The sequence below is a fragment of the Microbulbifer sp. GL-2 genome, assembly GCF_007183175.1.
Taxonomy (GTDB): domain Bacteria; phylum Pseudomonadota; class Gammaproteobacteria; order Pseudomonadales; family Cellvibrionaceae; genus Microbulbifer.
The window spans coordinates 3,996,503-4,018,397 of record NZ_AP019807.1 but is presented as its reverse complement, the minus strand read 5'-3'; the positions used below and the strand labels follow the sequence as shown (position 1 = coordinate 4,018,397).

The following is a 21,895-nucleotide window of genomic DNA, read 5'->3' as shown; positions in this document are numbered from 1 at the left end:
CCTCCCCCTTTTCAGTACTTGCATTCAGGCTCCTGGGATTACTTACAACACCACGACCATCGGTGGATGATTTTCATACAACTCTTTTATAGAGTTCAAATGAGATTATTAGCCCAATTAAGACCCATTTTGTGCCTAGAATAAACGCTTTTATGCGCTTTTCGCGGGAAAATTGAACCACTGGCTAGCTACCGGTTTTGTTCTATTGAGTGCTAACAATTAGAGCTCAAATTAAAAATATGTTACATTTCGTGTCATATCGCCCGACAGTTCACCGTCGGGCCCGGGCTGGAATCTGGCGATCTGGGATTTAAATCCGCGCCGGACCGGCCCCTTTTTTTGCGATGACCAAAGGTTCACAGAGCGGCCAATTCCAGTTGTGCCCCTCCTGCCCCATCGCTGACAAACAACCGACTGACCCTCTGTTAAAGCAGTATGGAGAGACAGATGTCACTGGATAAGCAACGGAATTTTGTGGACGGCCGCTACCTAACGAATGAGAGCGGCGTGTGCTTTGATGTTTTTAACCCGGCTACCAACGAAGTCAGCTACCAGGTAGAAATTGCTGATGACAAGGTGCTCTCCGAGACTATCGAGAGCGCCAAGCGCGGTTTCGCACAGTGGTCAGCAATGGCCCCGATTGAGCGCAGCCGTATCCTACTGAAAGCTGTGGCTCTTCTGCGCGAGCGCAACGACGAATTGGCAGCTATCGAAGTCGCTGATACCGGCAAGCCCTGGCAGGAAGCGAGTGTTGTCGATGTTGTGACCGGCGCTGACTCAATCGAGTTCTTTGCTGGCTTGGCGGTAGGAATCGAGGGTAACCAACAGCAGGTCGGTGAGGATTTTTACTACACCCGGCGAGAGCCCCTCGGCATCTGTGCCGGTATTGGTGCCTGGAACTATCCGTTGCAGATTGCCTGCTGGAAAGCAGCCCCTGCACTGGCCTGTGGTAACGCCATGGTCTTCAAACCTTCCGAGGAAACCCCCAAAGGTGCCTTGAAGCTGGCTGAGATCTTTATCGAAGCCGGCATGCCCCCTGGCGTTTTTAATGTAATCCAGGGTGACGGCGCCGTAGGCGCCTGGCTGACCAACCATCCGGATATCGCCAAGGTCTCCTTTACCGGCGAAGTCGGTACCGGTAAGAAAGTAATGGCGGCAGCGGCTTCTAGCCTGAAAGAAGTCACCATGGAATTGGGTGGTAAATCTCCGCTGGTTATCTTTGATGATGCCGATCTGGAGCAAGCAGTTTCTGCAGCAATGCTGGGCAATTTCTACACCCAGGGGGAGATTTGCACCAACGGTACGCGAGTATTTGTACACCGCAGTATCCACGATCAGTTCCTCGCACGCCTGAAAGAGCGTACTGAGCAGAACATTATTGCCGGCGATCCGATGAACCCGGACACCAACTTCGGCGCATTGATCTCCGCCAAACACCAGCAGCTGGTGATGGACTATATCAGCAAGGGCAAAGAGGAAGGCGCGACCCTGCTCTGCGGCGGCCACACACTCTCCCCTGAGAACGCCCCCAATGGCTACTTTGTCGCCCCCACCGTATTTACCGATTGTCATGACGATATGACCATCTGCCGCGAAGAGATATTCGGCCCGGTAATGTCGGTATTGGTCTTCGATGACGAAGAAGAAGTGATCCGCCGTGCAAACGATACCCGCCTGGGCCTCGCTGCCGGTGTATTTACCCGCGATATTACCCGCGCCCACCGCGTGATTCACCAGATGCAAGCGGGCATCTGCTGGATTAACGCCTATGGCGCCTCCCCGGCGGAAATGCCGGTGGGCGGATACAAGTTATCCGGAATCGGACGCGAAAATGGACTTGCGACCCTGAACCACTACACCCAACTCAAGGCGGTGTATGTAGGCTTGGCACCCCTGGAAAGTCCATTTTAAGCGGTATCCTGAATGAGTGAGTTTGACTACATCATCGTCGGCGCCGGCTCTGCCGGCTGCGTATTGGCTAACCGCCTGTCTGCCCAGGAAGACAAGAAAGTCCTCCTGGTAGAGACCGGCGGTAGCGACCGCAGCATCTTTATCCAGATGCCCACCGCGCTGTCCATCCCCATGAATACCAAGAAGTACGCCTGGCAGTTTATGACCGAGCCTGAGCCGCACTTGGACAACCGTAGCATGCACTGCCCCAGGGGCAAGGTGCTCGGTGGCTCCTCCTCTATTAACGGTATGGTGTATGTACGCGGGCACGCAAAAGACTTTGATGAGTGGGCGGATCACGGTGCCAAAGGATGGGATTACGCCCACTGCCTGCCCTACTTCAAGCGCTCCGAGACTTGGGCTTTTGGCGGTGATGAATACCGGGGCGATGAAGGTCCGCTGGGGGTCAATAACGGCAACGAAATGGCCAACCCTCTCTATGGAGCCTTTATCGAAGCCGGTAAAGAAGCCGGCTACGACTACACTGCCGATTACAACGGTGAACAGCAAGAGGGCTTTGGCCCTATGCATATGACGGTAAAAGATGGGAAGCGCTGGTCTACCGCCAACGCCTATCTTAAACCGGCCATGCAGCGCCCCAATTTGACGGTATTGACCCATGCCACTGTGCATAAGGTGATTCTGGAAGGTAAACGGGCCGTCGGAATCAAACTTGAGCGCAAAGGAAAGATCCTGGAATTCAAGGCGCGGCAGGAAGTCATCCTCAGCGCAGGTCCCATCGGCTCCCCTCACCTTCTTCAGCTCTCTGGAATTGGAGATCCCGACACACTGGCGGAAGCCGGTATCGAACTCCAGCACGAACTCCCCGGCGTCGGCCAAAACTTGCAGGACCACCTGGAGTTCTATTTCCAGTTCCGCTGCAACCAGCCGATTTCCCTGAATGGCAAGCTCGACCCCTGGAATAAATTCCTGATCGGCGCTCGTTGGATACTGAAGAAAGATGGCCTCGGAGCCACCAACCATTTCGAGTCCTGCGGTTTCATTCGCTCCAAAGAAAACGTGGAGTGGCCGGACCTGCAATATCACTTCCTGCCAGCAGCCATGCGCTATGACGGCCGTGAAGCTTTCGATGGCCACGGCTTCCAGGTGCATATCGGGCACAACAAGCCCAAGAGTCGCGGCAGGGTCAAAGTGGTGAGCAGTGATCCCAAACAACCCCCTTCCATCCTGTTTAATTATTTGCAGGAGAAAGAGGATATTGAGGGCTTCCGCGCTTGTGTGCGACTGACTCGCGAGATTATCAATCAGCCGGCTTTCGACGAATATCGAGGCGATGAAATCCAGCCCGGCAGCGATATCCAGACTGATGAACAAATTGACGCTTTCGTACGGGAATCCGTCGAGAGTGCTTACCACCCATCCTGTTCTTGTAAGATGGGCACTGATCCAATGGCAGTGGTAGACCCGCAAACCCGTGTACACGGTTTACAGGGTTTGAGAGTTGTAGATTCCTCCATTTTTCCAACCATTCCCAACGGCAACCTGAATGCGCCCACCATTATGGTGGCGGAGCGGGCTGCTGACCTGATTTTAGGGCGCCCCGTATTGGCACCCTCCGAGGCACCGGTGGCCAACGTAGCCACCAGCACCCAGCGACCAGGCCGCCCAGTGCGGTCAGTGAGCTGACCTAACACCGGCGCTTTGTCAGAGATTTGACTGTCCCCTTCCGCTGCGACGGGGATAGTCAAATCTCGCGCAGCTCTGCCTATTGGGGGCGCCGGTATACCAATAACCAGCTGGAGACACAGCATGACAGCCTGGCTTTCTGCGGGATTGTTGTTTACTTTTACGGCAATAATTTTCGTAATGATTCGATGGGGAAATGTGAAGTTGGTCGGGGTTACCCCGGTTAAAACTTTCACTTTCATAGCAATTCTTTTTACTTCCGGCCTCGATGTAGGCTTGATCATGTTCCCCTTGACCGAGTTTAGCGGCTACGCAGATTTGGCCAAGAGCCCGGAATACGGTTTTACCAATCCACTGGCCATTGAGTTCGGCTTTTGGGCCTTCCTGATCTGGGGCTTCTACTTCCTCACCTGTTTTTACTTCTGCATTATTGAGCCCAAAGTCAAATTCTTTGAAATCGGCCTGGTAAAGCTGATCAATAACGTGGTGATTATCGGTACTTGTGCCTTTACCGCCTACTTGCTACTCAGCAACCTGCCCTGGTACCTGCCTCAAGTAGGTGATGGTGAAACGATTGTTGGCACCTTCTACCTGATCGTTTTCGCAGTGATTGCCGCTGCGGTTTACTCATCCACCAACCTGCGCTATGTGCGTTTCCTGAGCCTGGCAACCACCTGGCTGTTTATCGGCCTGATCGCGCTGATGTGGGTGGGTGCCTTTACCGGTGAAAACGGCAATGTCGGCGATTTCGCTTCCACCTTTGCTCTACTCGGCGGCTACTTCGGTAATATCCACCAGTTTGTACTGCCCCTAAATGATTACCACGAGTTCTACCTGTTCTGGTGGTTTGCCTGGAGCATCATGATCGGCCAGTTCACCTCCCGTTTTGTGGGTGGCCTGCGCACATACCAGGTACTGGCGGCGATGCTGGTGTTCCCCTCTATCCCCATCGCGCTCTGGTTTACCGTGCTCTACTACTACTCCAGCCAGGGCCTGGATACCAGCGGCTTTTACAACCTGGCCATGGTGATTGTCGGCATCACCTTCGTGATCAACTCGCTGGACTCCCTGATCCGCCTGTACACCGACAACCTGGGCATGACTGTCGCGCGCCTGGGTAAGTGGAAATACTTCGTACTTAACCTGGCCGCAATGAGCTTGCTCACCCTGCTGTTCAAGCTGGACTTCCTGCAAATTCAATGGATCGGCGCACTGGTGATTGGCATCTTCTTCTGTTGCCTGGGTTACATCCTGGTGAAGCGTTTCACGGCGGTTGCAGCCATCAACTCCTCACCTGAAGAAAATAAAATTGATTTCAACAAGATCGAATTAGCGAGCTAAGCCAGCCTGCTGGCTCCACCCACCTTTGGGTGGGGCAAATGAATTAGTAAATGGATAATGACAATGAAACTGAACTTGAAACTCTCTGCCCTGACTTGCGCCTCTTTGCTGGTACTTTCACAGCAGTCCCTGGCCGAACTGTCTTCCACCGTTAACCTGACCACTGACTACACCTTCAACGGTGTCAGCCAGACCCAAAATGATCCCGCATTGCAGGCCAGCCTGGATTACGGTTTCGATAACGGATGGTACATCGGCACCTGGGCTTCCAATGTGGATTTTGCAGGTGATGACGTCAATCTCGAGCTGGACTTCTATGGTGGTAAGTTCTTGCAGCTTAACGACAAAGTGAGTCTGGACCTTGGCGCTGCTTACTACACCTATCACGGCGATGATGATGTATCTAATGACTACAACTATCCAGAGGCCTACGCCAAACTAGGCTACAGTTCTTCCCTGGGTACATCTGAAGCGAACGGTTGGTATAGCTGGGATTACTTTGGGCAGGGTGGCGGTCACTACATTATGATGTTGGCCCATACTTTTGAACTGGCTGAAGGCCACGACCTGCGCCTGAGCGTTGATCGCTCCACTTCAACCGATGAAGACAAGTGGGCTTGGGGCAATAACGACGCCTACAATCACTATCGTGTTGAATACATGACCTCCTGGAATGGTTTTGACTTCAATATCGCTGCGGAAAACACCAACCTCGATTGGGATACCGCAGACGAGCGTATTGTCTTTTCCGTTGCTCGTACCTTCAGCCTATAAGGCAAAGTTGAGTACCGGGGCCCAACGGGCTCCGGTACTGAATTCTTACAAACCTGCCGCTAAGAAGTCTCCTTTCCCCTATCCCTGCCGACCTCTTCTACCTTTTCTAGCGCAGGCTCAGCCTTGCTTGTACTCCAAGGGTCCTCGGCTGATACTTCTTCCAGAACTATTTCCTTCTCCACCAGAAGTGGATAAGAACACAGATCATGTCGCGCAACCTTAACCATTGAGATACATAGTAAGGGGGCAATTAGTAATAAAGGAACACCGGCAATAATGCTCGCTGCCTGTAGTGCCTCCAATCCACCGAGAAACATAAGGGTGACAGGCATTACAGCCAGAGCAAATGCCCAAAAGATACGATTCCAACGTAAAGGTTCTCCATCCACTTTTGTTTGTGCAACTGCGGCCAGAATGTGAGAAATTGAATCAAAGGTAATGGCAGTGAAGATCAAAGCAATTACTGTGTACACCAGCATAACCAGTTTATTAGCCGGCAAAGTGTTCAATATAGCGAAAATCGTAACATTAGCACCTTGCCGGTTAAGTGTTTGTACCAGATCCAGTTCACCTGAGAAGTGTAGGTAAACACCGTAGTTACCGAGAATCATAAAAAATAAAAAACATCCGAGAGAACCGTAGAATATTGCACCGGCAATCATCGCCCTAATCGTCCTGCCGCGTGATATGCGCGCAATAAAAAGCCCTATACTGGGTGCAAATACCAGCCACCAGGCCCAATAGAAAATTGTCCACTCCTGGGGGAAACGGGTATCGGGGAACTGCTGAAAGTGAGAGAAAGACTCAGTCCAGGTGGCCATTTGCAGGAAATTGTGAAGGACCCTGCCCAAAGCATCCAGTCCACTATTGATCATAAACAGGGTTGGTCCAGCAACACACACAAAAAACAACATCGCCAGTGCAAGCCCAATCGTAAGATTGGATAAAGCGCTGATGCCGCGCCTCAACCCGGCAATAGCACTGTAACAAAACAGCAGCGCACAGAGTGTGAGCACAGCTACTTGGGTCATCAGTCCTGTCGGCAGTCCAAAGATTTCGTGGAAACCCTGGGTGATTAGTGGTGCAGCAATTCCCAATCTGGTGGCGGCGCCACCCAACATGCCAAACACCAAAGAGATATCCACCAACTTGCCAACTACGCCATTAGCCTTTCTTGCACCCAATACAGGTACAAGGGCCTGGCTGAACTTCAGCACTTTGCGCTTACGCACATAGTAGTAATAGGCGATGGGGAGTGCGGGGATTAAGTAGATAGACCAAGCCAACGGGCCCCAGTGAAATATGCCGTATGCGACTGCCCAGCGTGCGGCTTCTGGCGTATTTGCCTCAACTTGGAATGGCGGCTGTTGGTAACAATACACCCATTCAACCATTGACCAATAGAGTATGGATGCACCAATACCAGAGCAGAACAACATGGCCGCCCAGGATACTGTGGAAAATTCAGGCCTTTCATGTCGGCTCCCTAGTTTTATCCGCCCTATATCACTAAACGCGATATAAAGCACAAACAGCATCGCACCAAGCCCCAGCAGTAGATAAAAGACACCTAGCTTCTCTGTTACCAGGTCTTTTACTGCCAGCAACCAAGCAGAGCCGGCTTCAGGAAAAAGAAGCAAAGGCACTGTTGTCACCAGCAACAATACAAGTGAACCCCAGAAGATAGGTTTGTCGATATGATCGTTTGGTATTCTATTCAATAAATCTATCTCCGCCCTTTCGGGCATACTTGATAAGGACGAAAGAGATCGATATTTAGGATTTTTTGAGGATAATAGATTTTATAAGCGAAGTAGCTTTACCGGTAGACATTAAATCCGCCAGAATACGGCTAGCCTTATCTGATAACTGGGTAGGTGCGGCATGTTTTTTTGTGCAGTGCTTATAGCTTGATTTTAAATATTTTCAACAAGCCCGACTATATTGTATATGTGATAAAGATTAGAGAAAAAACACATTTGGATATATTCAAACCACATTGAGTTCCGCCTCACGGATACCGCCGCACTGTAAAGTAAAATATCACGCACGTTAAAAATTTAAAGCGTCAATCAGCGTTGTATAAGATGGCAATCTCACAGCCTATATAGGTATACACATTTAGGTAACCACTACACTCATGTAAATAGCCAGACTTCATTAAGAGTAACGGATGAAGATTTTCGATGAGGTTGAATCGGCAGTGCAAAGCTATGCACGATCCTTCCCTAGAGTGTTCTGTCACGCAAAAGGTGAGTTCATTTGGGACCAGGCAGGCAACCAGTATTTGGATTTCCTGTCCGGCGCTGGCGCTCTAAACTATGGACATAACAACACCATTTTCAAAGAGGCTTTGCTGAATTACATTCAGGCTGATGGTATTACTCATGGCCTGGATTTACACACTAAAGCCAAAGGTGAGTTCCTTCAAGCCTTTAATGAAAGAATCCTTAAACCCAGAAATATGGAATATGTGATTCAATTCACCGGACCTACAGGTACGAATGCAGTAGAAGCCGCGATGAAAATTGCCCGAAAAGTTACTGGGCAACAGTCGATCATTACATTTACTAACGGATTTCATGGTGTAAGCCTTGGTTCACTGGCTGCAACAGGTAACTCGCATCACAGGCTTGCAGCTGGAATCGGCCTGAGTGGTACTCACCGTATGCCCTACGATGGCTATCTGGGGGAAGAAATCGATACTACAGAGTACCTGGATAAGGTGCTGTCAGATTCGAGCAGCGGTATCGATTCCCCGGCTGCTGTTATTGTTGAGACAATTCAAGGCGAAGGCGGCATCAATACAGCCAGCGCACAATGGTTAAGGAATCTCCAGGCCATTTGCAAAAAGCATGGGTTATTGCTGATTGTTGATGACATCCAGGCTGGCTGTGGCCGCACAGGTGATTTCTTCAGCTTTGAGGAGGCCGGAATTGAACCAGATATTATCACCCTGTCAAAGTCCCTAGGTGGATACGGGTTACCAATTGCGTTGGTATTGATGAAACCTGGGTTGGACCAATGGAAACCCGGCGAACACAATGGCACCTTCCGCGGTAACAACCTGGCTTTTATTACCGCACAAGCAGCAATCGATCACTATTGGTCAAATACGAGATTTTCAAAAGAGATAAGGCACAAAGGTAACTACATTACCATGCGCCTCGAAAATATTATCAGTCAAGTTGGCAATGGAATATTTACCAGGAAAGGCCGCACGATGTTTCAAGGGATTGACTGCGTAACAGGCAACCTTGCTAAAAAAATCGCCAAGTATGCATTTGAGCATGAATTGATTATTGAAACCAGCGGCGCTGACAGCCAGGTTCTGAAGCTACTATGTCCGCTAACCATTAGCGAGAAGAATCTTCAGCGGGGTCTTGATATTATTGAATCAGCATTCAACGATGCACTTGCAGGCGAAAAGGTCCCAATGGATATAGGAGGCCATCTCGATTCATGTCGCACCTAATATAGGTAGACATAAAAAATTTTTTTAAGCTTCCGAAAAACTAAATATACATGGATGTATTAAGTTATGTTAAATGAGCATCAGTTTGATTTAAGCGGCATTCTTAATAAGGAAAATGATTATTCAAATTCTCCCCTGTTAGATATCAAAGGGAGAGATCTCAGCCTACCGATTATCACTAAAGAAGCCGAGAGGCTGGGATGCACCTTCAAGTCCCATAAAAAATCCATATATGAAATCATAAGTGGGGATAAGCGAATCCCATTTCTTAGTAATTCTCCTTCAAGTTCTTGCGTTCATAGCTACTGCGCAAGAATCAAAAATATTGCAAAGAAGATGCTGATCGAAAATGATGTGCCAGTTCCCGAGGGGGAGGCTTTCAAAGACTTGAAGAAAGCACTAGCTTACTTCAAGAATCTTGGGGGTAAAGTTGCCATCAAGCCAAATAACGCCTCCATGGCCAGGGGGGTCACCACCGGTATATCCACAAAAGAAGAGTTCATTAAGGGCTGGGAATTTGCAGCATCTTACAGTAAAGAGGTTATCGTTGAGAGAAGTATAGATGGTTATGACTTGAGGGTTTGGGTGATCGGTGGCAAGGCCGTCACGGCATTTGTCAGGATTCCTGCAAATGTGGTTGGTGATGGGGTCGATAATATCAGGCAATTGATTGAAAAGAAAAATGCACGAAGAAAGCTTAACCCAAATTTGGTTCATGACCCCATTAATCGATATGATTTGATTGAACGACAAGGAATAACATTAGACTATGTTCCTGACAGCAATGAGAGAGTCTGGCTGGCAAGCGTTGCAACGGTTGGGGGGGAGATAGTCAATTTTATTGAGCATGTGGACAACGCAGCTCTTCAGGTAGCTGAAAGGGCTGCCGCCACATTCCCAGGGATAGTACAGGCGGGTGTTGATTTAATTGTTAGTGGAGAAAAGGATGGTGGTGGACCTGTTGTCCTCGAAGTTAACTCCAATCCGGACATATCTTCTCCAACATTCCCAGGGTATGGTGCCCAAATCAACACCCCTAAAGCATTACTCGAATATGTTTTGAAGCATCCATCCGCGACCTCCAAGACAAAAAAGAGCAGTTACAACCCAGCCCCTTCTTATTCATATACTATTAATGATCATAAATCACTGAGAGGACTCGGAAATTCAATTAAATTTATCAAGCAAGCCGCCTTGAGAAAAGGGATTGAAATTGAGGATGTTGATGAGAATGTATTTGTTGCCAAATCCAATCAGCAGTCACATCTGTTTCTGGGATGTATGCCAGAGAGTACATCATTGGTGTCACGCATAATTTGTAATGATAAGAGTTTTCTTTCAAGTTTCCTGAAATATAAAAACATCCCCTACTCTAAAAATACTGAGATCGATGAAAACACTAAGATCTACAGGCTGGCATTAATTGACAATGAGGTGGTATCTGTACTTCAAAGCATTCACGAAGACTATAAGTTAAGCACCGAGTTTGGCGTTAATCATAAGTGGCGGGAGTCCACCAAAGATACACATCATAAGTTTTGTGAAATCGCTGGAAAGGTCATCTCAGAGCTATTTAACCCATATCTTGCAGGGGTAACCCTTATTGCAGAAGATATCTCAATATCTCCTGACGAGCAAAAATGGGCGATAAGTGATGTCACATACAAGCCATTTCTGGCATGGCACCATTATCCGAATATTGGCATTGGACGGGATGTGGCTGGCGCTTTACTGGATTCTATATTTAAAGATCTGGATAAGCCTAATACCATTCAAAAATCTATCCAAGTTAAATTAGATGATGACACAATATCCTCAGATATTACCGATAGAGTCCAGAAAAGTGCAGCAAAATTTGGCATCTCAGGGTGGGCAAGACATACTAATAATGACCACCTTGAAATGTTTCTTGAGGGTACACCAAGCGCACTGAATGAATTTCTTATAACTTGCCAGGAGCTGATTGGAGCAGACTTTGGAGACATAATCCGGATTGTAGAACACAATAAAATGGCACACGCAAGCTTTTTGGTGATCACCTGAGAGATATTCTTTATACAAAGGGAGCAACTTGGAAGGCACCACCCAGATATCGGTGCCTTCTGGAATCCAGCCGGAGTTACCCTATTTCGCTAAAGCCTGGATGGATGGCTTCCTGGATCTCCTTCAATATGAGGCTTGTCATCATGTGACACCCCGTGGGAGCCATGTATAGGTACCTCCCAATCCCCCTCTTTACTCCAGGGGTCCTCTTTCGGGAAGTCCTCGATGTAGATTTCCTTTTCCTCGTAATCCGGCTGGTAGCGTAAGTCATAGTTGGCGGCTTTAACAATCGACATGCACAGCATAAGCGCCACTACAAGCAGTGGGACACCGCCAATGACACTGGCAGTTTGCAGGGTGTCGAGCCCACCAAGGAACATAAGGGTCACTGGCATCACAGATAAGGCAAATGCCCAGAACAAGCGGTTCCAACGCGCGGGCTCCTCATCCACCTCCTTCTGTACCACGGCTGCGAGGATATAGGAAATTGAGTCAAAGGTGGTTGCGGTAAATATCAATGCAAGCACAGTGTAAGCCAGGATTACCAGCTTACTGCCGGGGAGTGTTTTTAGTGTGGCAAATATTGCAGCCGTAGGCCCCTGCTCATTCAATACCTGCACCACATCCAGCTCTCCGGAGAACTGCAGGTACACTCCATAGTTACCCAACACCATAAAGAACAGGAAGCAGCCAAGCGTGCCAAAAAAGATGGAGCCAACTACCATGGTCTTGATAGTCCTGCCCCTGGATATGCGCGCTATAAACAGGCCGACACTTGGTGCGAATACTAACCACCAGGCCCAGTAAAAGATGGTCCAGTCTTGCGGGAAGTGCGTGTCTGGAAATCGTTCAAAGTCAGCAAAGGGCTCAGTCCAGGATGCCATGTGGAAGATATTGTCCAGCACCCGCCCCAGAGCATCCAAGCCAATATTCAGCATAAACAAGGTCGGCCCAACAAGAAAGACAAATACCAGTAAGGCGATTGAAAGCCACATATTTACATTGGAAAGCGCCCGAATACCCTTTTTCAAACCAACAAAAGCGCTATAGCCGAATATCAATGTGCATATCATCAGCACAGTAACTTGCGTTCCCAGCCCTGTAGGTACGCCAAATAGCTCATGGGCGCCCTGGGTGATCAGTGGTGCAGCAATCCCTAGGGTAGTGGCGCCACCACCAAGCATGCCAAATACAAACAGCACGTCGATCAATTTACCGATACCCCCTTGTGCCCGCTGTTCACCTAAAACTGGCATCAGCGCTTCACTAATCTTCAGTACGCTGTGATTACGAACATAGTAGAAGTAGGCAATGGGTAGCGCCGGTATCAGGTAAATTGACCATGCCAATGGCCCCCAGTGAAATATGCCATAGGCGACCGCCCAACGAGCAGCCTCTGGAGTGCCCCCCTCCACCTGGAAAGGCGGGGACTGGTAATAGTAGATCCATTCAACCATGGACCAATAGAGAATCGAGGCCCCAATTCCGGCACAGAAAAGCATGGAAGCCCAGGAGAGCGTAGAAAATTCTGGATTCTCTTCAGGACTACCCAATTTGATTTGGCCTATATCACTAAATACGATATAGACCATAAAAAGAATCGCCCCAACCCCAAGCAGCAGGTAGAAGACACCTAGCTTGTCAGTGACAAAGTTCTTGGCCACCAGAACCCAGGCTGCGCCCACCTCAGGATAGAGTACCAGTGGCACAGTTACCGCTAGCAACAGTGTGAGCGCCCCAAAGAATGTGGGCTTGTCGATAATTTCTTTAAAGTTATTGGACAAAGCTTGCCTCCAATTTGCCTTGAAAACCACGGCAAAATAAAAGCAAGTGTGACTTTATATAAAGAACTAAAAATAAGATGGTGCTATTAATTCGAACTTATACAGGAAAGGGAGTCAGAATGAATTGCTTTTTGATTTTGCTTTTATAGAGGTCAATTCTATCAGTATCGCAAGGTAATTCAACGCGACTTCCAGCTGTATCCATACAACTCCGATCCGAAAGCAGGCAGAAAAGAGAAGCAGCCCTCACCTTATGAGACAGATGCCATCAAGTATTCTATTTTGCGCAACATCTTTCAATTGGATCACAGCCGACAATTCTGTTTAATTTAGGTGCTCACTACTCTGACTTCAATGAAGTCTCCAGCTGGGTGAATTGTCCCTGAATCATCGCCTTCTCCTGCAGAACAATACGATTCTCATCCTCCAATTGTTGCGTTCGATCTCTTGCTGAAGCCAACTCCAGCTCCAACTTCTCAACCGACTGCTGCTGTAGCTGAGCTTCTTTACTTAGGGCCGAGTTGTCACTTTGCAGCCGGATGACCTGCTGCTGCAGCCCGGAAACCTCCACAGCTCTGGTACTCTCCAGCTTGCTCTGCACTTCAGCTTGCCGTGTGAGCGCCTCCATCTCCGCTTGAGCGACCGCTATCTGTTCTCGAAGGTCCCGCTTGTCACGATTTGCTTCGACCACCAGCGCCTGGGCCTGTTTATTCAGCAGGTCCTGGTCGCCCAACTTACGCTCGGCCAATGCCAATTGCTCTGTGAGCGTGTCAATCTGACTTTTAAGCTGCTCACTGGCAGAGCGGTATTGATCACGCTCTTGTTGGCGATCACTGGCCGTTCGCTGCTGGAAGTGTTCAAAATGCTCGCGGATATCACGGTTCTCATGCCTCATTTCCGCTACAGCCTCTTTCTGCTCCCGGATACGAGCTGCAGCCTCTTCCCGCTGATACTCGCTCTTCTCCAGCGCCACCCCGGTCTCATCCAGTGCCTGCTTGAACCGACGCTTTTCGATCTCTGTAGTGGCCAGTTTTTTCTCCAGCTCACGAATGCTGGCCACCTGCTTTGAGGCAGTTTCCTTGACCTCGATAAGCTGAGCTGAAATTGATTCTTCCTGGGCTTTGAATTCCTCTTGCATCTCTTCAACCCGCTGGTCTGCCTGTCCCTGGATGCGCTGGTGCAGCCCTTTCAGCGCCTCCACTAAATCCTTAGGTAAGCCACTAATATCCGTGTCACTTTCCATCTCACTACGCCAACGCTTCAACAAGGGAGCGATGGTGCTTTTACTACCAGTACCCAATTGGGCTCGCACTCGATCTACCGTGGGCTCATCCCCGCGGGCCTTTATTGCCTTGGCGGCTTCAACAATATCGAAATATGTAACCCCTGTGCGCGCCATCAGCCATCCCTCTCAGATTATTTCGTTATAAATTACGTAATACGTAATATTACATATAATTCAAAAATTAATCAATTCTTGAACTATGCAAGCTAACCTTCGATAATGATTCTTATCGAAGGCTATAAATACATGGAAACCCTTATTTACTGTACCTGCGGTACAAATTAGGGTTGTTAAGGTGATCTTAAATATATGGGAAAGCCCCCCTTCTCCCCCGAAAAAACCCAGGCAAAGCCCAGCTCTCCCAGTACAGCTGCACGGGCTGGTACGCTGCTATCGGAAGAAAACATCCAGAAATATTTACGCGCAGCCACTTCAGATAGCACCCGTAAGGCCTACCGTTCAGCCATTCGCCAATTCGAGAAATGGGGTGGAAGGTTGCCGACTGATAGTCACTCACTTGTGAGTTACCTTCTTAGTCGAGCAGACACGTTGAATCCCCGCACACTGGATCTGCACCTCACTGCCATTGGTCAGTGGCATCTGTATCAGGGGGTTTCAAATCCAGTCAGTGATCCGCTGGTACAAAAGACTATGCGAGGCATCCGTCGCACTCATGGCAAACCCAAGCAGAAAGCGAAAGCTCTCAGCCTTCAACACATAGCCACCCTTGCTCGCTATCTGCACACGCAACCGGAATCCAAAAAGAAAGCACGAGATCTCGCACTGGTTCTGGTTGGCTTCTTTGGAGCTTTTCGACGCAGTGAGCTGGTGGCTATCCAGGTGAAGGATCTGACCTGGGAAGAAGAAGGGCTGATTGTGCGGCTCCCCAAATCGAAAACTGATCAAAGTGGCGAAGGTTTAGTGCGCGCCCTGCCCTTTGGCAGTCAGGAAGTATGTCCTGCCCGCGCACTTCGATCCTGGCTTGAGGTTAGCGGCATTTCTGAGGGGCCTGTGTTCAGAGCAGTAAACCGCTGGGATACCATTCAAACTAGACAGTTAAACCCCACCGCGATCAATGGCCTGCTTAAAAGACTGGGCACCGCTTGTGGCTTTGAGTTTGTCGATGAGCTCAGCAGCCACAGCTTCCGCCGCGGCCTTTCCACATCCGCTGCACGTGAGAAAGTCGGCTTTGAGCTGATCAAAAAGCAAGGGGGCTGGAAAAGTGATGCCACGGTTTGGGAGTATATTGAGGAAGGGCAGCAATTTACTGAGAATGCCTCCGCGATCCTAATGAAGAAGATGGCGGAGTTACTGTAGCCGTGATGAAGTATTCCTAAATAATCTTGGGGTTATCAAACTGACACAAAAGTCGATACCTCCTCGGCCCCATATTTCTAGAACTCGCGCCAGCCTATAGCCTACGGCGGTACATCTTTGTACCGCATTGCCCGCAGGCTGGTTAACTGGTTGTTTATTCACGAATCTATACTGAATGGCAACCTGAACTCTCAAGACACCCACAATACACGCAATTAGTCTTGAAGAAATTTCAACAGGTCTCGATTGAGTCTTTCCTTGTGAGTGTCGACAAGGCCATGCGGCTCACCGGGATAAACAACCAACCTGGCATTGCGGACAATTTTTGCTGCGGCACGAGCCGAATTGTCGATGGGTACGATCTGGTCATCATCACCATGAACTATCAGCGCGGGCACATCAAATTTCTTTAGGTCCCCACGGAAATCTGTTGCCGAAAAGGCAGCAATAGAATCGTAGGTATTCTTATGTCCACCTTGCATTCCCTGCGCCCAGAATGGCTGAATCAAACCTTGCGAGGGCTCTGCATCCGGACGATTAAATCCGAAGAATGGTCCAGATGCGATATCGAGGTAGAGTTGAGACCGGTTTTCCAGGGACCCTTTGCGTATGCCGTCAAACACTTCCAACGACAAACCAGCCGGGTTGGTCCTGGTCTTGAGCATACGCGGTGTAACGCTGAGATCAGTGCGGCTTTCTTGACACGATCAGTACCATGACGGCCGGTACAGCGCGCGACCTCACCGCCACCGGTAGAAAGCCCAACAGAGTCACAGCAGAGGCTCTATGTGGCACCAATGACCTAGGTGGTGAAAATGGTTCACGGCAGCATTCAAAGCGCCGCCTTCACACCAGCCGCATAATCTGGATGTACCTTGGCAAATAGCGCCAACTGACGCCGTACTATATCGTCAGGGACTCCCGCCATAGCTTCGGCGATATTTGTATAAAGGCGCTGCTTTTGTTCATCATCAAACAGGTCATACAATACGCGTACTTGGCCATAGTCATCGTTACCTTGATGATGATCGTAGCGATCCATTGCGCCTGAAAGTACCAATGGCGGCTCTTTTACATTCGAGTCCTGTACCGGACCATCAAAACTGTTGGGTTCGTAATAGGCATCCGGATTACCGGTGCGAAGGCCTGTATAATTCATCTCGCCATCGCGGTAATAGTTGCGCACAGGGCATCGCGGTATATTAACTGGCAAGTTTTCATAGTGAGTACCCAAGCGATGGCGGTGGGCATCGGCATAGGAGAAAATTCGAGCCTGCAACATCTTGTCTGGGGAGAAACCTATGCCTGGAACAATATTGGAAGGCGAGAATGCGGCTTGCTCCAACTCCGCAAAATAGTCATCGGGATTGCGATTCAGCTCCATTACACCCACATCGATAGGGGGGTAATCCTTGTGGGGCCAGACTTTGGTCAGGTCAAAAGGGTCGTAGGAGGTTTTGGCCGCATCTGCTTCAGGCATTAATTGCACCTGCAAAGTCCACTTTGGATAATCCCCTTTTTCGATAGCGCCGAACATCTCTTCTTGATAGCTCTCGCGACTGCGCCCAATCACTTCCTCAGCTTCGGTGTTGGTGTAATGTTTGTGGCCTTGCTGGGTTTTAAAGTGGAATTTTACCCAATAGCGCTCGCCGTTTTGATTCCATAGTGAAAAAGTGTGCGAACCATAACCATTCATATGCATTGGTGTTATGGGTAGGCCGCGGTCAGAAAAAAGTATGGTGACCTGATGTAAACTCTCCGGTGACAGCGACCAAAAATCCCACATCGCCGTTGGTGAGCGTAAGTGAGTACGAGGGTGGCGCTTCTGGGTGTGAATAAAGTCAGGGAATTTGTAGGGGTCACGTACAAAAAACACCGGTGTATTGTTGCCAACCAGATCCCAGTTGCCTTCCTCAGTGTAAAACTTCAGGGCAAAACCGCGCACATCACGCTCAGCATCGGCCGCCCCCAATTCACCGGCAACCGTTGAGAATCGTGCTAACACCGGTGTTTCAGTGCCCGGCTGCATGACCTTGGCACAGGTATATTTGCTTATATCTCCAGTGATTCGTAGGGTGCCGAATGCGCCCCAACCCTTGGCATGCACTGTACGCTCAGGTATACGTTCGCGATTTTGGTGCGCCAGCTTTTCAAGTAATTGGTAGTCCTGTAATAACAGGGGCCCGCGTGGACCCGCACTGAGGCTATTCTGGTTATCCGGTACGGGTGCGCCAGCATCGGTAGTAAGTTTGTTTTTTTCTACCATGATAAGTTTTCTCTTTTTAGAATGTCAGGAAATGTCAGTTGTTCTGGATGTCAGGCGAGCTGCTAAACATGCATTGGGCAGATACAATCCCGGCTGGCCACCACCTACAATTGTTATATTTCGAATTCTTTCCACCCTTTTTTACCTATGGAGGTACTGCGAGGTAAGATTGCTAATGTCAAATCTTAGAATAATATTCTTGGAAGGTGCCCTGCTTTCGCAGGGCACTCGTGGTGTGACTCATCTATCCTGTAAAAACTTCAGTAGGTCTTGATTGAGTCGGTCTTTGTGAGTGTCGGCAAGGCCATGCGGCGCGCCGGGATAAACAACCAACTTGGCATTGCGGACAATTTTAGCTGCGGCACGGGCTGAATTGTCGATGGGTACAATCTGGTCGTCATCCCCATGAACTATCAGCGTGGGCACATCAAACTTCTTCAGGTCCCCACGAAAATCTGTAGCCGAAAAGGCAGCGATAGAATCGTAGGTATTCTTATGTCCACCTTGCATTCCCTGCGCCCAGAATGACTGTATCAAACCTTGCGAGGGCTCTGCATCCGGACGATTAAATCCGAAGAATGGTCCAGATGCGATATCGAGGTAAAGTTGAGAGCGGTTTTCCAGGGACCCATTACGGATACCATCAAACACTTCCAGCGGCAAACCACCCGGATTGGTTCTGGTCTTGAGCATAAGCGGTGTCACTGCTGAGATCAGTGCGGCTTTCTTGACGCGATCCGTACCATGCCGGCCGATATAGCGCGCGACCTCACCGCCACCGGTGGAAAAACCTACCAAGGTCACATCTTTCAGGTCCAGCGCTTTGATGACGGCTGCCAGATCATCTGCGTAATGATCCATATCATTACCATCCCAGGGCTGGCTGGAGCGGCCGTGCCCTCGCCTATCGTGCGCCACGACGCGATAGCCTTTAGATGCCAGGAATATCATCTGGGATTCCCAGCTATCCGAGCTTAGAGGCCAACCATGACTGAAGGTAACAACCGGCCCGTCTTTTGGCCCCCAATCCTTGTAATAAAGCTGTACTCCATCACGGGTGGTGATGGTGCTGGCGGTTTTGGAATAGCTAATAGCGGGTTCGATAGCTTGACTAGATTTTGAGTCAGCTAAAGATTGTGTTGCGCCGAAGGTAGTAAGGAAAGCTACACCGAGGGCACCGATATTGCGAACTAAGGGGTTCATACTCGTTTTTCCTTTAAAATCTGTAGATCAAGTTTTTATTGAAGTCCGAGCGCTCAGTTGCCGAGCACAAGGTTTACATCAATGTTTCCGCGGGTCGCATTTGAATAGGGACAAACAATATGAGCCTTGTCGATCAGCAACCGCGCCACGGGCTCCGCCAGTCCGGGCAGAGTGATACGCAACGCCACCTGGATGCCAAAACCGGTGGGAACCGGACCTATGCCAACCTTACTGGTAATCTGTGAACTATCAGGGAGCTTGATTTTTTCCTGAGCTGCGACATGTTTCAATGCGCCCAGGAAACAGGCGGAATAGCCTGCTGCAAATAGCTGTTCTGGGTTGGTGCCGCTACCACCTGCACCGCCAAGCTCTCGCGGCGTTGAAAGTTGGACATCGAGGGCATTATCAGTGGATAACGCTCGTCCTTCCCGGCCACCTGTAGCAGTGGCTTCGGCCGTATAGAGGACTTTTTCTAATTGCATGTAAATACACCTTGGTTTACAGAGAGGCAGACTCATATCTGCCAACGGGATTAAATTTACACCCAGAACCGATACGATATGTAACAATAAGTCTTTATAAGTTAACTAGGAGTGTCAAAATGGGGGATCGGCTGGCAGCCTTGCTGGATAAATTTTCAATCACAGCACGCGTGTTCCACACAGGCACTTTATGCGGCATCAATAGGCTAAGTGGTGAAGGGGACTTGGGACAGCTCCATTTGATTCGCCAGGGTACCGTCGAGGTCAACCACAATAGTGGCCCGGCATTAAAGATCACCGAGCCCAGCCTGCTATTCTATCCGCGCCCGTTGGCACATCGGTTTGTTACAGACTCTGAGAGCGGAGCAGATTTTGCCTGTGCCAACCTTAGTTTTGATGGCGGCTCTGGCAATCCTATAGCAGCAGCCCTGCCCGACTTTGTCTGCCTTCCGTTGTCAGCTATATCGGATTCAAAAAATGTGCTGGATTTGATTTTTGAAGAAGCTTTTGCACAAAACTGTGGTCGCCAGGCGATACTGGATCGCCTATTCGAAGTTATAGTAATTCGGGTGCTTCGTCACTTGATGGAGGAGGGGCTGACACAGGTTGGTATGCTGTCTGGCATGGCACACCCACGCTTGCGTTTAGCTTTGATTGCCATACATGAACAGCCCGCACATGAATGGACCTTAGAAGAGCTGGCCCATCAAGCTGGCATGTCGCGCAGTGTCTTTGCCAGATCATTTCGCGATCAAATCGGCACAACTCCAGCAGCATACTTACAGCGGTGGCGGATATCGTTAGTGCAGCGCGCTTTGAAAGAAGGCCTGCCATTTAAACTGGTGGTAGAGGAAGTTGGCTATGGAAGCGAGGCCGCATTATCGCGCGCCTTTAAAGCCTGCGTGGGATGCTCCCCTCGACAATGGCTTAAGCAACAATTGTCATAAAAGAGGTATCCTCAATAACTCTTAGGTGGACCATACCGAATGAAGGAGTTGCTAAACTTGGCAACGCTTCCTTGCAATTTCTTCTCTCCGACTAAACTCACCTGCCTTTCTATTTCACCATTACTCTTGGCTTATTAAGACTATTGGAGGCATCACCTATGGCTAATATACGATTGCCAGAGCCGCCATCGAAGCTAAGGTTGGCACAGGCAAAATCTGCCCCGCTCTCGGAGTCTGTAACAAACCGATGTGCCAACGGGCGCGGATAGAACAGCAGGCTGGGCTCTGTAATCTGCAGCGTCGGAGCGCACTTCGATAGTGCCCTGGCGAATCAAAAGGGGCTGTCCACCACTTAGCCTATTGATGCCGCAAAGGAACACGCTTGCTGTGATTGAAAATTTATCCAGCATGGCTGCCTGCCGCCCCCATCTTGATACTCCTGGTTAACTTATAAAGACTTATTGTTACATATCGTATCGGCTCTGAGTGTAAATTTAATCCCTTTGGCAGAAAATGAGCCTGCCTCTCTGTAAACCAAGGTGTATTTACATGCAATTAGAAAAAGTCCTCTACACAGCACGTGTGTTCCACACAGGCACTTTATGCGGCATCAATAGGCTAAGTGGTGAAGGGGACTTGGGGCAGCTTCACTTGATTCGCCAGGGCACTGTCGAAGTCAACCACAGCAGTGGTCCGACATTGCAGATTACAGAGCCCAGCCTGCTGTTCTATCCGCGCCCGTTGGCACATCGGTTTGTTACAGACTCCGAGAGCGGGGCAGATTTTGCCTGTGCCAACCTTAGCTTCGATGGCGGCCCTGGCAATTCTATAGCGGCAGCCCTGCCCGACTTTGTCTGTCTCCCGCTGTCAGCTATACCCGACTCAAAAAGTGTACTGGAGCTGATATTTGAAGAAGCTTTTGCCCAAAACTGTGGTCGCCAGGCGGTACTGGATCGCCTATTCGAAGTTATAGTGATTCGGGTACTTCGGCACTTGATGGAGGAGGGGCTGATACAGGTTGGCATGCTGGCTGGCATGGCACACCCTCGCTTGCGCTCAGCGCTGATTGCCATGCATGAACAGCCCGCACTTGACTGGTCCTTAGATGAGCTGGCTCATCAAGCTGGCATGTCGCGCAGTGTATTTGCCAGATCATTTCGCGATCAAATCGGCACAACTCCAGCAGCATACTTACAGCGGTGGCGGATATCGTTAGTGCAGCGCGCTTTGAAACAAGGCCTGCCATTCAAACTGGTGGTAGAAGAAGTTGGCTATGGAAGCGAGGCCGCATTATCGCGCGCCTTTAAAGCCTGCGTGGGATGCTCCCCTCGACAATGGCTTAAGCAACAATTGCCATAAACAGTGTACTCGAGGCCCCCTC

Annotated in this window: 16 protein-coding genes; 9 read left to right on the top strand and 7 right to left on the bottom strand. The window is 49.5% G+C overall.

What is annotated here, in order from left to right; all coding sequences use genetic code 11:
* Nucleotides 1-447: 447 nt before the first annotated feature.
* The 4 genes from betB (at nt 448) to GL2_RS17405 (ending at nt 5,712) form a co-directional block, all read left to right on the top strand.
* Nucleotides 448-1,911 (top strand): betaine-aldehyde dehydrogenase, encoded by a 1,464-nt coding sequence (gene betB, locus GL2_RS17420; protein ID WP_143731888.1) that lies wholly within the window; start codon nt 448-450, stop codon nt 1,909-1,911.
* A gap of 12 nt (nt 1,912-1,923) precedes the next feature.
* Nucleotides 1,924-3,597 (top strand): choline dehydrogenase, encoded by a 1,674-nt coding sequence (gene betA / locus GL2_RS17415; RefSeq protein WP_143731886.1) that lies wholly within the window; start codon nt 1,924-1,926, stop codon nt 3,595-3,597.
* A 123-nt stretch (nt 3,598-3,720) separates the two neighbouring features.
* On the top strand, nt 3,721-4,938 hold the full coding sequence (locus tag GL2_RS17410) for a BCCT family transporter (protein ID WP_143731884.1): 1,218 nt from the start codon (nt 3,721-3,723) through the stop codon (nt 4,936-4,938).
* Between the two features lie 63 nt (nt 4,939-5,001).
* Nucleotides 5,002-5,712, top strand: coding sequence for a TorF family putative porin (locus tag GL2_RS17405; RefSeq protein WP_143731882.1), 711 nt, complete (start codon nt 5,002-5,004; stop codon nt 5,710-5,712).
* Nucleotides 5,713-5,771: 59 nt separating this feature from the next.
* Here GL2_RS17405 and GL2_RS17400 read toward each other — a convergent pair whose 3' ends face one another.
* Complete coding sequence (locus GL2_RS17400) at nt 5,772-7,433, bottom strand: BCCT family transporter (protein ID WP_232053668.1); 1,662 nt, start codon at nt 7,431-7,433, stop codon at nt 5,772-5,774.
* 452 nt (nt 7,434-7,885) lie between these two features.
* Here GL2_RS17400 and ectB point away from each other — a divergent pair, with 452 nt between their 5' ends.
* A complete protein-coding gene (gene ectB, locus GL2_RS17395; RefSeq protein WP_143731878.1) occupies nt 7,886-9,187 on the top strand; it encodes a diaminobutyrate--2-oxoglutarate transaminase in 1,302 nt (433 codons plus the stop codon).
* A gap of 66 nt (nt 9,188-9,253) precedes the next feature.
* Nucleotides 9,254-11,230: a hypothetical protein gene (locus tag GL2_RS17390; protein ID WP_143731876.1), complete on the top strand. Its 1,977-nt coding sequence runs from the start codon at nt 9,254-9,256 to the stop codon at nt 11,228-11,230.
* Nucleotides 11,231-11,319: 89 nt separating this feature from the next.
* On the opposite strand, the gene GL2_RS17385 is transcribed toward GL2_RS17390, so the two are convergent.
* Together GL2_RS17385 and GL2_RS17380 are read right to left on the bottom strand one after the other, a co-directional pair.
* A complete protein-coding gene (locus tag GL2_RS17385; protein ID WP_143731874.1) occupies nt 11,320-13,014 on the bottom strand; it encodes a BCCT family transporter in 1,695 nt (564 codons plus the stop codon).
* Between the two features lie 340 nt (nt 13,015-13,354).
* Nucleotides 13,355-14,413, bottom strand: coding sequence for a DNA-binding protein (locus GL2_RS17380; RefSeq protein WP_143731872.1), 1,059 nt, complete (start codon nt 14,411-14,413; stop codon nt 13,355-13,357).
* Nucleotides 14,414-14,608: 195 nt separating this feature from the next.
* On the opposite strand from GL2_RS17380, the gene GL2_RS17375 reads away from it, so the two are divergent.
* Nucleotides 14,609-15,616, top strand: coding sequence for a site-specific integrase (locus GL2_RS17375; RefSeq protein ID WP_143731871.1), 1,008 nt, complete (start codon nt 14,609-14,611; stop codon nt 15,614-15,616).
* Nucleotides 15,617-15,831: 215 nt separating this feature from the next.
* Here GL2_RS17375 and GL2_RS17370 read toward each other — a convergent pair whose 3' ends face one another.
* The 4 genes from GL2_RS17370 to GL2_RS17355 all read right to left on the bottom strand — a co-directional run bounded on the left by GL2_RS17370 (nt 15,832) and on the right by GL2_RS17355 (nt 19,567).
* Nucleotides 15,832-16,281 carry an alpha/beta fold hydrolase gene (locus GL2_RS17370; protein ID WP_197736471.1) on the bottom strand — a complete coding sequence of 150 codons (450 nt, stop codon included), beginning with the start codon at nt 16,279-16,281 and terminating at the stop codon, nt 15,832-15,834.
* Nucleotides 16,282-16,448: 167 nt separating this feature from the next.
* Nucleotides 16,449-17,882: a catalase gene (locus GL2_RS17365; RefSeq protein ID WP_143731869.1), complete on the bottom strand. Its 1,434-nt coding sequence runs from the start codon at nt 17,880-17,882 to the stop codon at nt 16,449-16,451.
* Nucleotides 17,883-18,122: 240 nt separating this feature from the next.
* Nucleotides 18,123-19,085, bottom strand: coding sequence for an alpha/beta fold hydrolase (locus tag GL2_RS17360; RefSeq protein WP_143731867.1), 963 nt, complete (start codon nt 19,083-19,085; stop codon nt 18,123-18,125).
* A 53-nt stretch (nt 19,086-19,138) separates the two neighbouring features.
* On the bottom strand, nt 19,139-19,567 hold the full coding sequence (locus tag GL2_RS17355; RefSeq protein WP_143731865.1) for an organic hydroperoxide resistance protein: 429 nt from the start codon (nt 19,565-19,567) through the stop codon (nt 19,139-19,141).
* A 119-nt stretch (nt 19,568-19,686) separates the two neighbouring features.
* Between GL2_RS17355 and GL2_RS17350 the strand changes: the two genes are divergently transcribed.
* The gene (locus GL2_RS17350) at nt 19,687-20,514 is read left to right on the top strand and encodes an AraC family transcriptional regulator (RefSeq protein WP_143731863.1); all 828 of its coding nucleotides are present in this window, start codon (nt 19,687-19,689) and stop codon (nt 20,512-20,514) included.
* Between the two features lie 549 nt (nt 20,515-21,063).
* On the top strand, nt 21,064-21,873 hold the full coding sequence (locus tag GL2_RS17345) for an AraC family transcriptional regulator (RefSeq protein ID WP_197736470.1): 810 nt from the start codon (nt 21,064-21,066) through the stop codon (nt 21,871-21,873).
* The last annotated feature ends 22 nt before the right edge of the window (nt 21,874-21,895 follow it).

Excerpts from the sequence above, each read along its gene's own strand:
- GL2_RS17370 (WP_197736471.1), bottom strand. The coding sequence starts at position 16,281 with ATGCTCAAGACCAGGACCAACCCGGCTGGTTTGTCGTTGGAAGTGTTT.
- GL2_RS17345 (WP_197736470.1), top strand. The coding sequence starts at position 21,064 with ATGCAATTAGAAAAAGTCCTCTACACAGCACGTGTGTTCCACACAGGC.
- GL2_RS17375 (WP_143731871.1), top strand. The coding sequence starts at position 14,609 with ATGGGAAAGCCCCCCTTCTCCCCCGAAAAAACCCAGGCAAAGCCCAGC.
- betB (WP_143731888.1), top strand. The coding sequence starts at position 448 with ATGTCACTGGATAAGCAACGGAATTTTGTGGACGGCCGCTACCTAACG.
- GL2_RS17380 (WP_143731872.1), bottom strand. The coding sequence starts at position 14,413 with ATGGCGCGCACAGGGGTTACATATTTCGATATTGTTGAAGCCGCCAAG.
- GL2_RS17405 (WP_143731882.1), top strand. The coding sequence starts at position 5,002 with ATGAAACTGAACTTGAAACTCTCTGCCCTGACTTGCGCCTCTTTGCTG.
- GL2_RS17355 (WP_143731865.1), bottom strand. The coding sequence starts at position 19,567 with ATGCAATTAGAAAAAGTCCTCTATACGGCCGAAGCCACTGCTACAGGT.
- GL2_RS17410 (WP_143731884.1), top strand. The coding sequence starts at position 3,721 with ATGACAGCCTGGCTTTCTGCGGGATTGTTGTTTACTTTTACGGCAATA.
- betA (WP_143731886.1), top strand. The coding sequence starts at position 1,924 with ATGAGTGAGTTTGACTACATCATCGTCGGCGCCGGCTCTGCCGGCTGC.
- GL2_RS17390 (WP_143731876.1), top strand. The coding sequence starts at position 9,254 with ATGTTAAATGAGCATCAGTTTGATTTAAGCGGCATTCTTAATAAGGAA.
- GL2_RS17360 (WP_143731867.1), bottom strand. The coding sequence starts at position 19,085 with ATGAACCCCTTAGTTCGCAATATCGGTGCCCTCGGTGTAGCTTTCCTT.
- GL2_RS17350 (WP_143731863.1), top strand. The coding sequence starts at position 19,687 with ATGGGGGATCGGCTGGCAGCCTTGCTGGATAAATTTTCAATCACAGCA.
- GL2_RS17365 (WP_143731869.1), bottom strand. The coding sequence starts at position 17,882 with ATGGTAGAAAAAAACAAACTTACTACCGATGCTGGCGCACCCGTACCG.
- ectB (WP_143731878.1), top strand. The coding sequence starts at position 7,886 with ATGAAGATTTTCGATGAGGTTGAATCGGCAGTGCAAAGCTATGCACGA.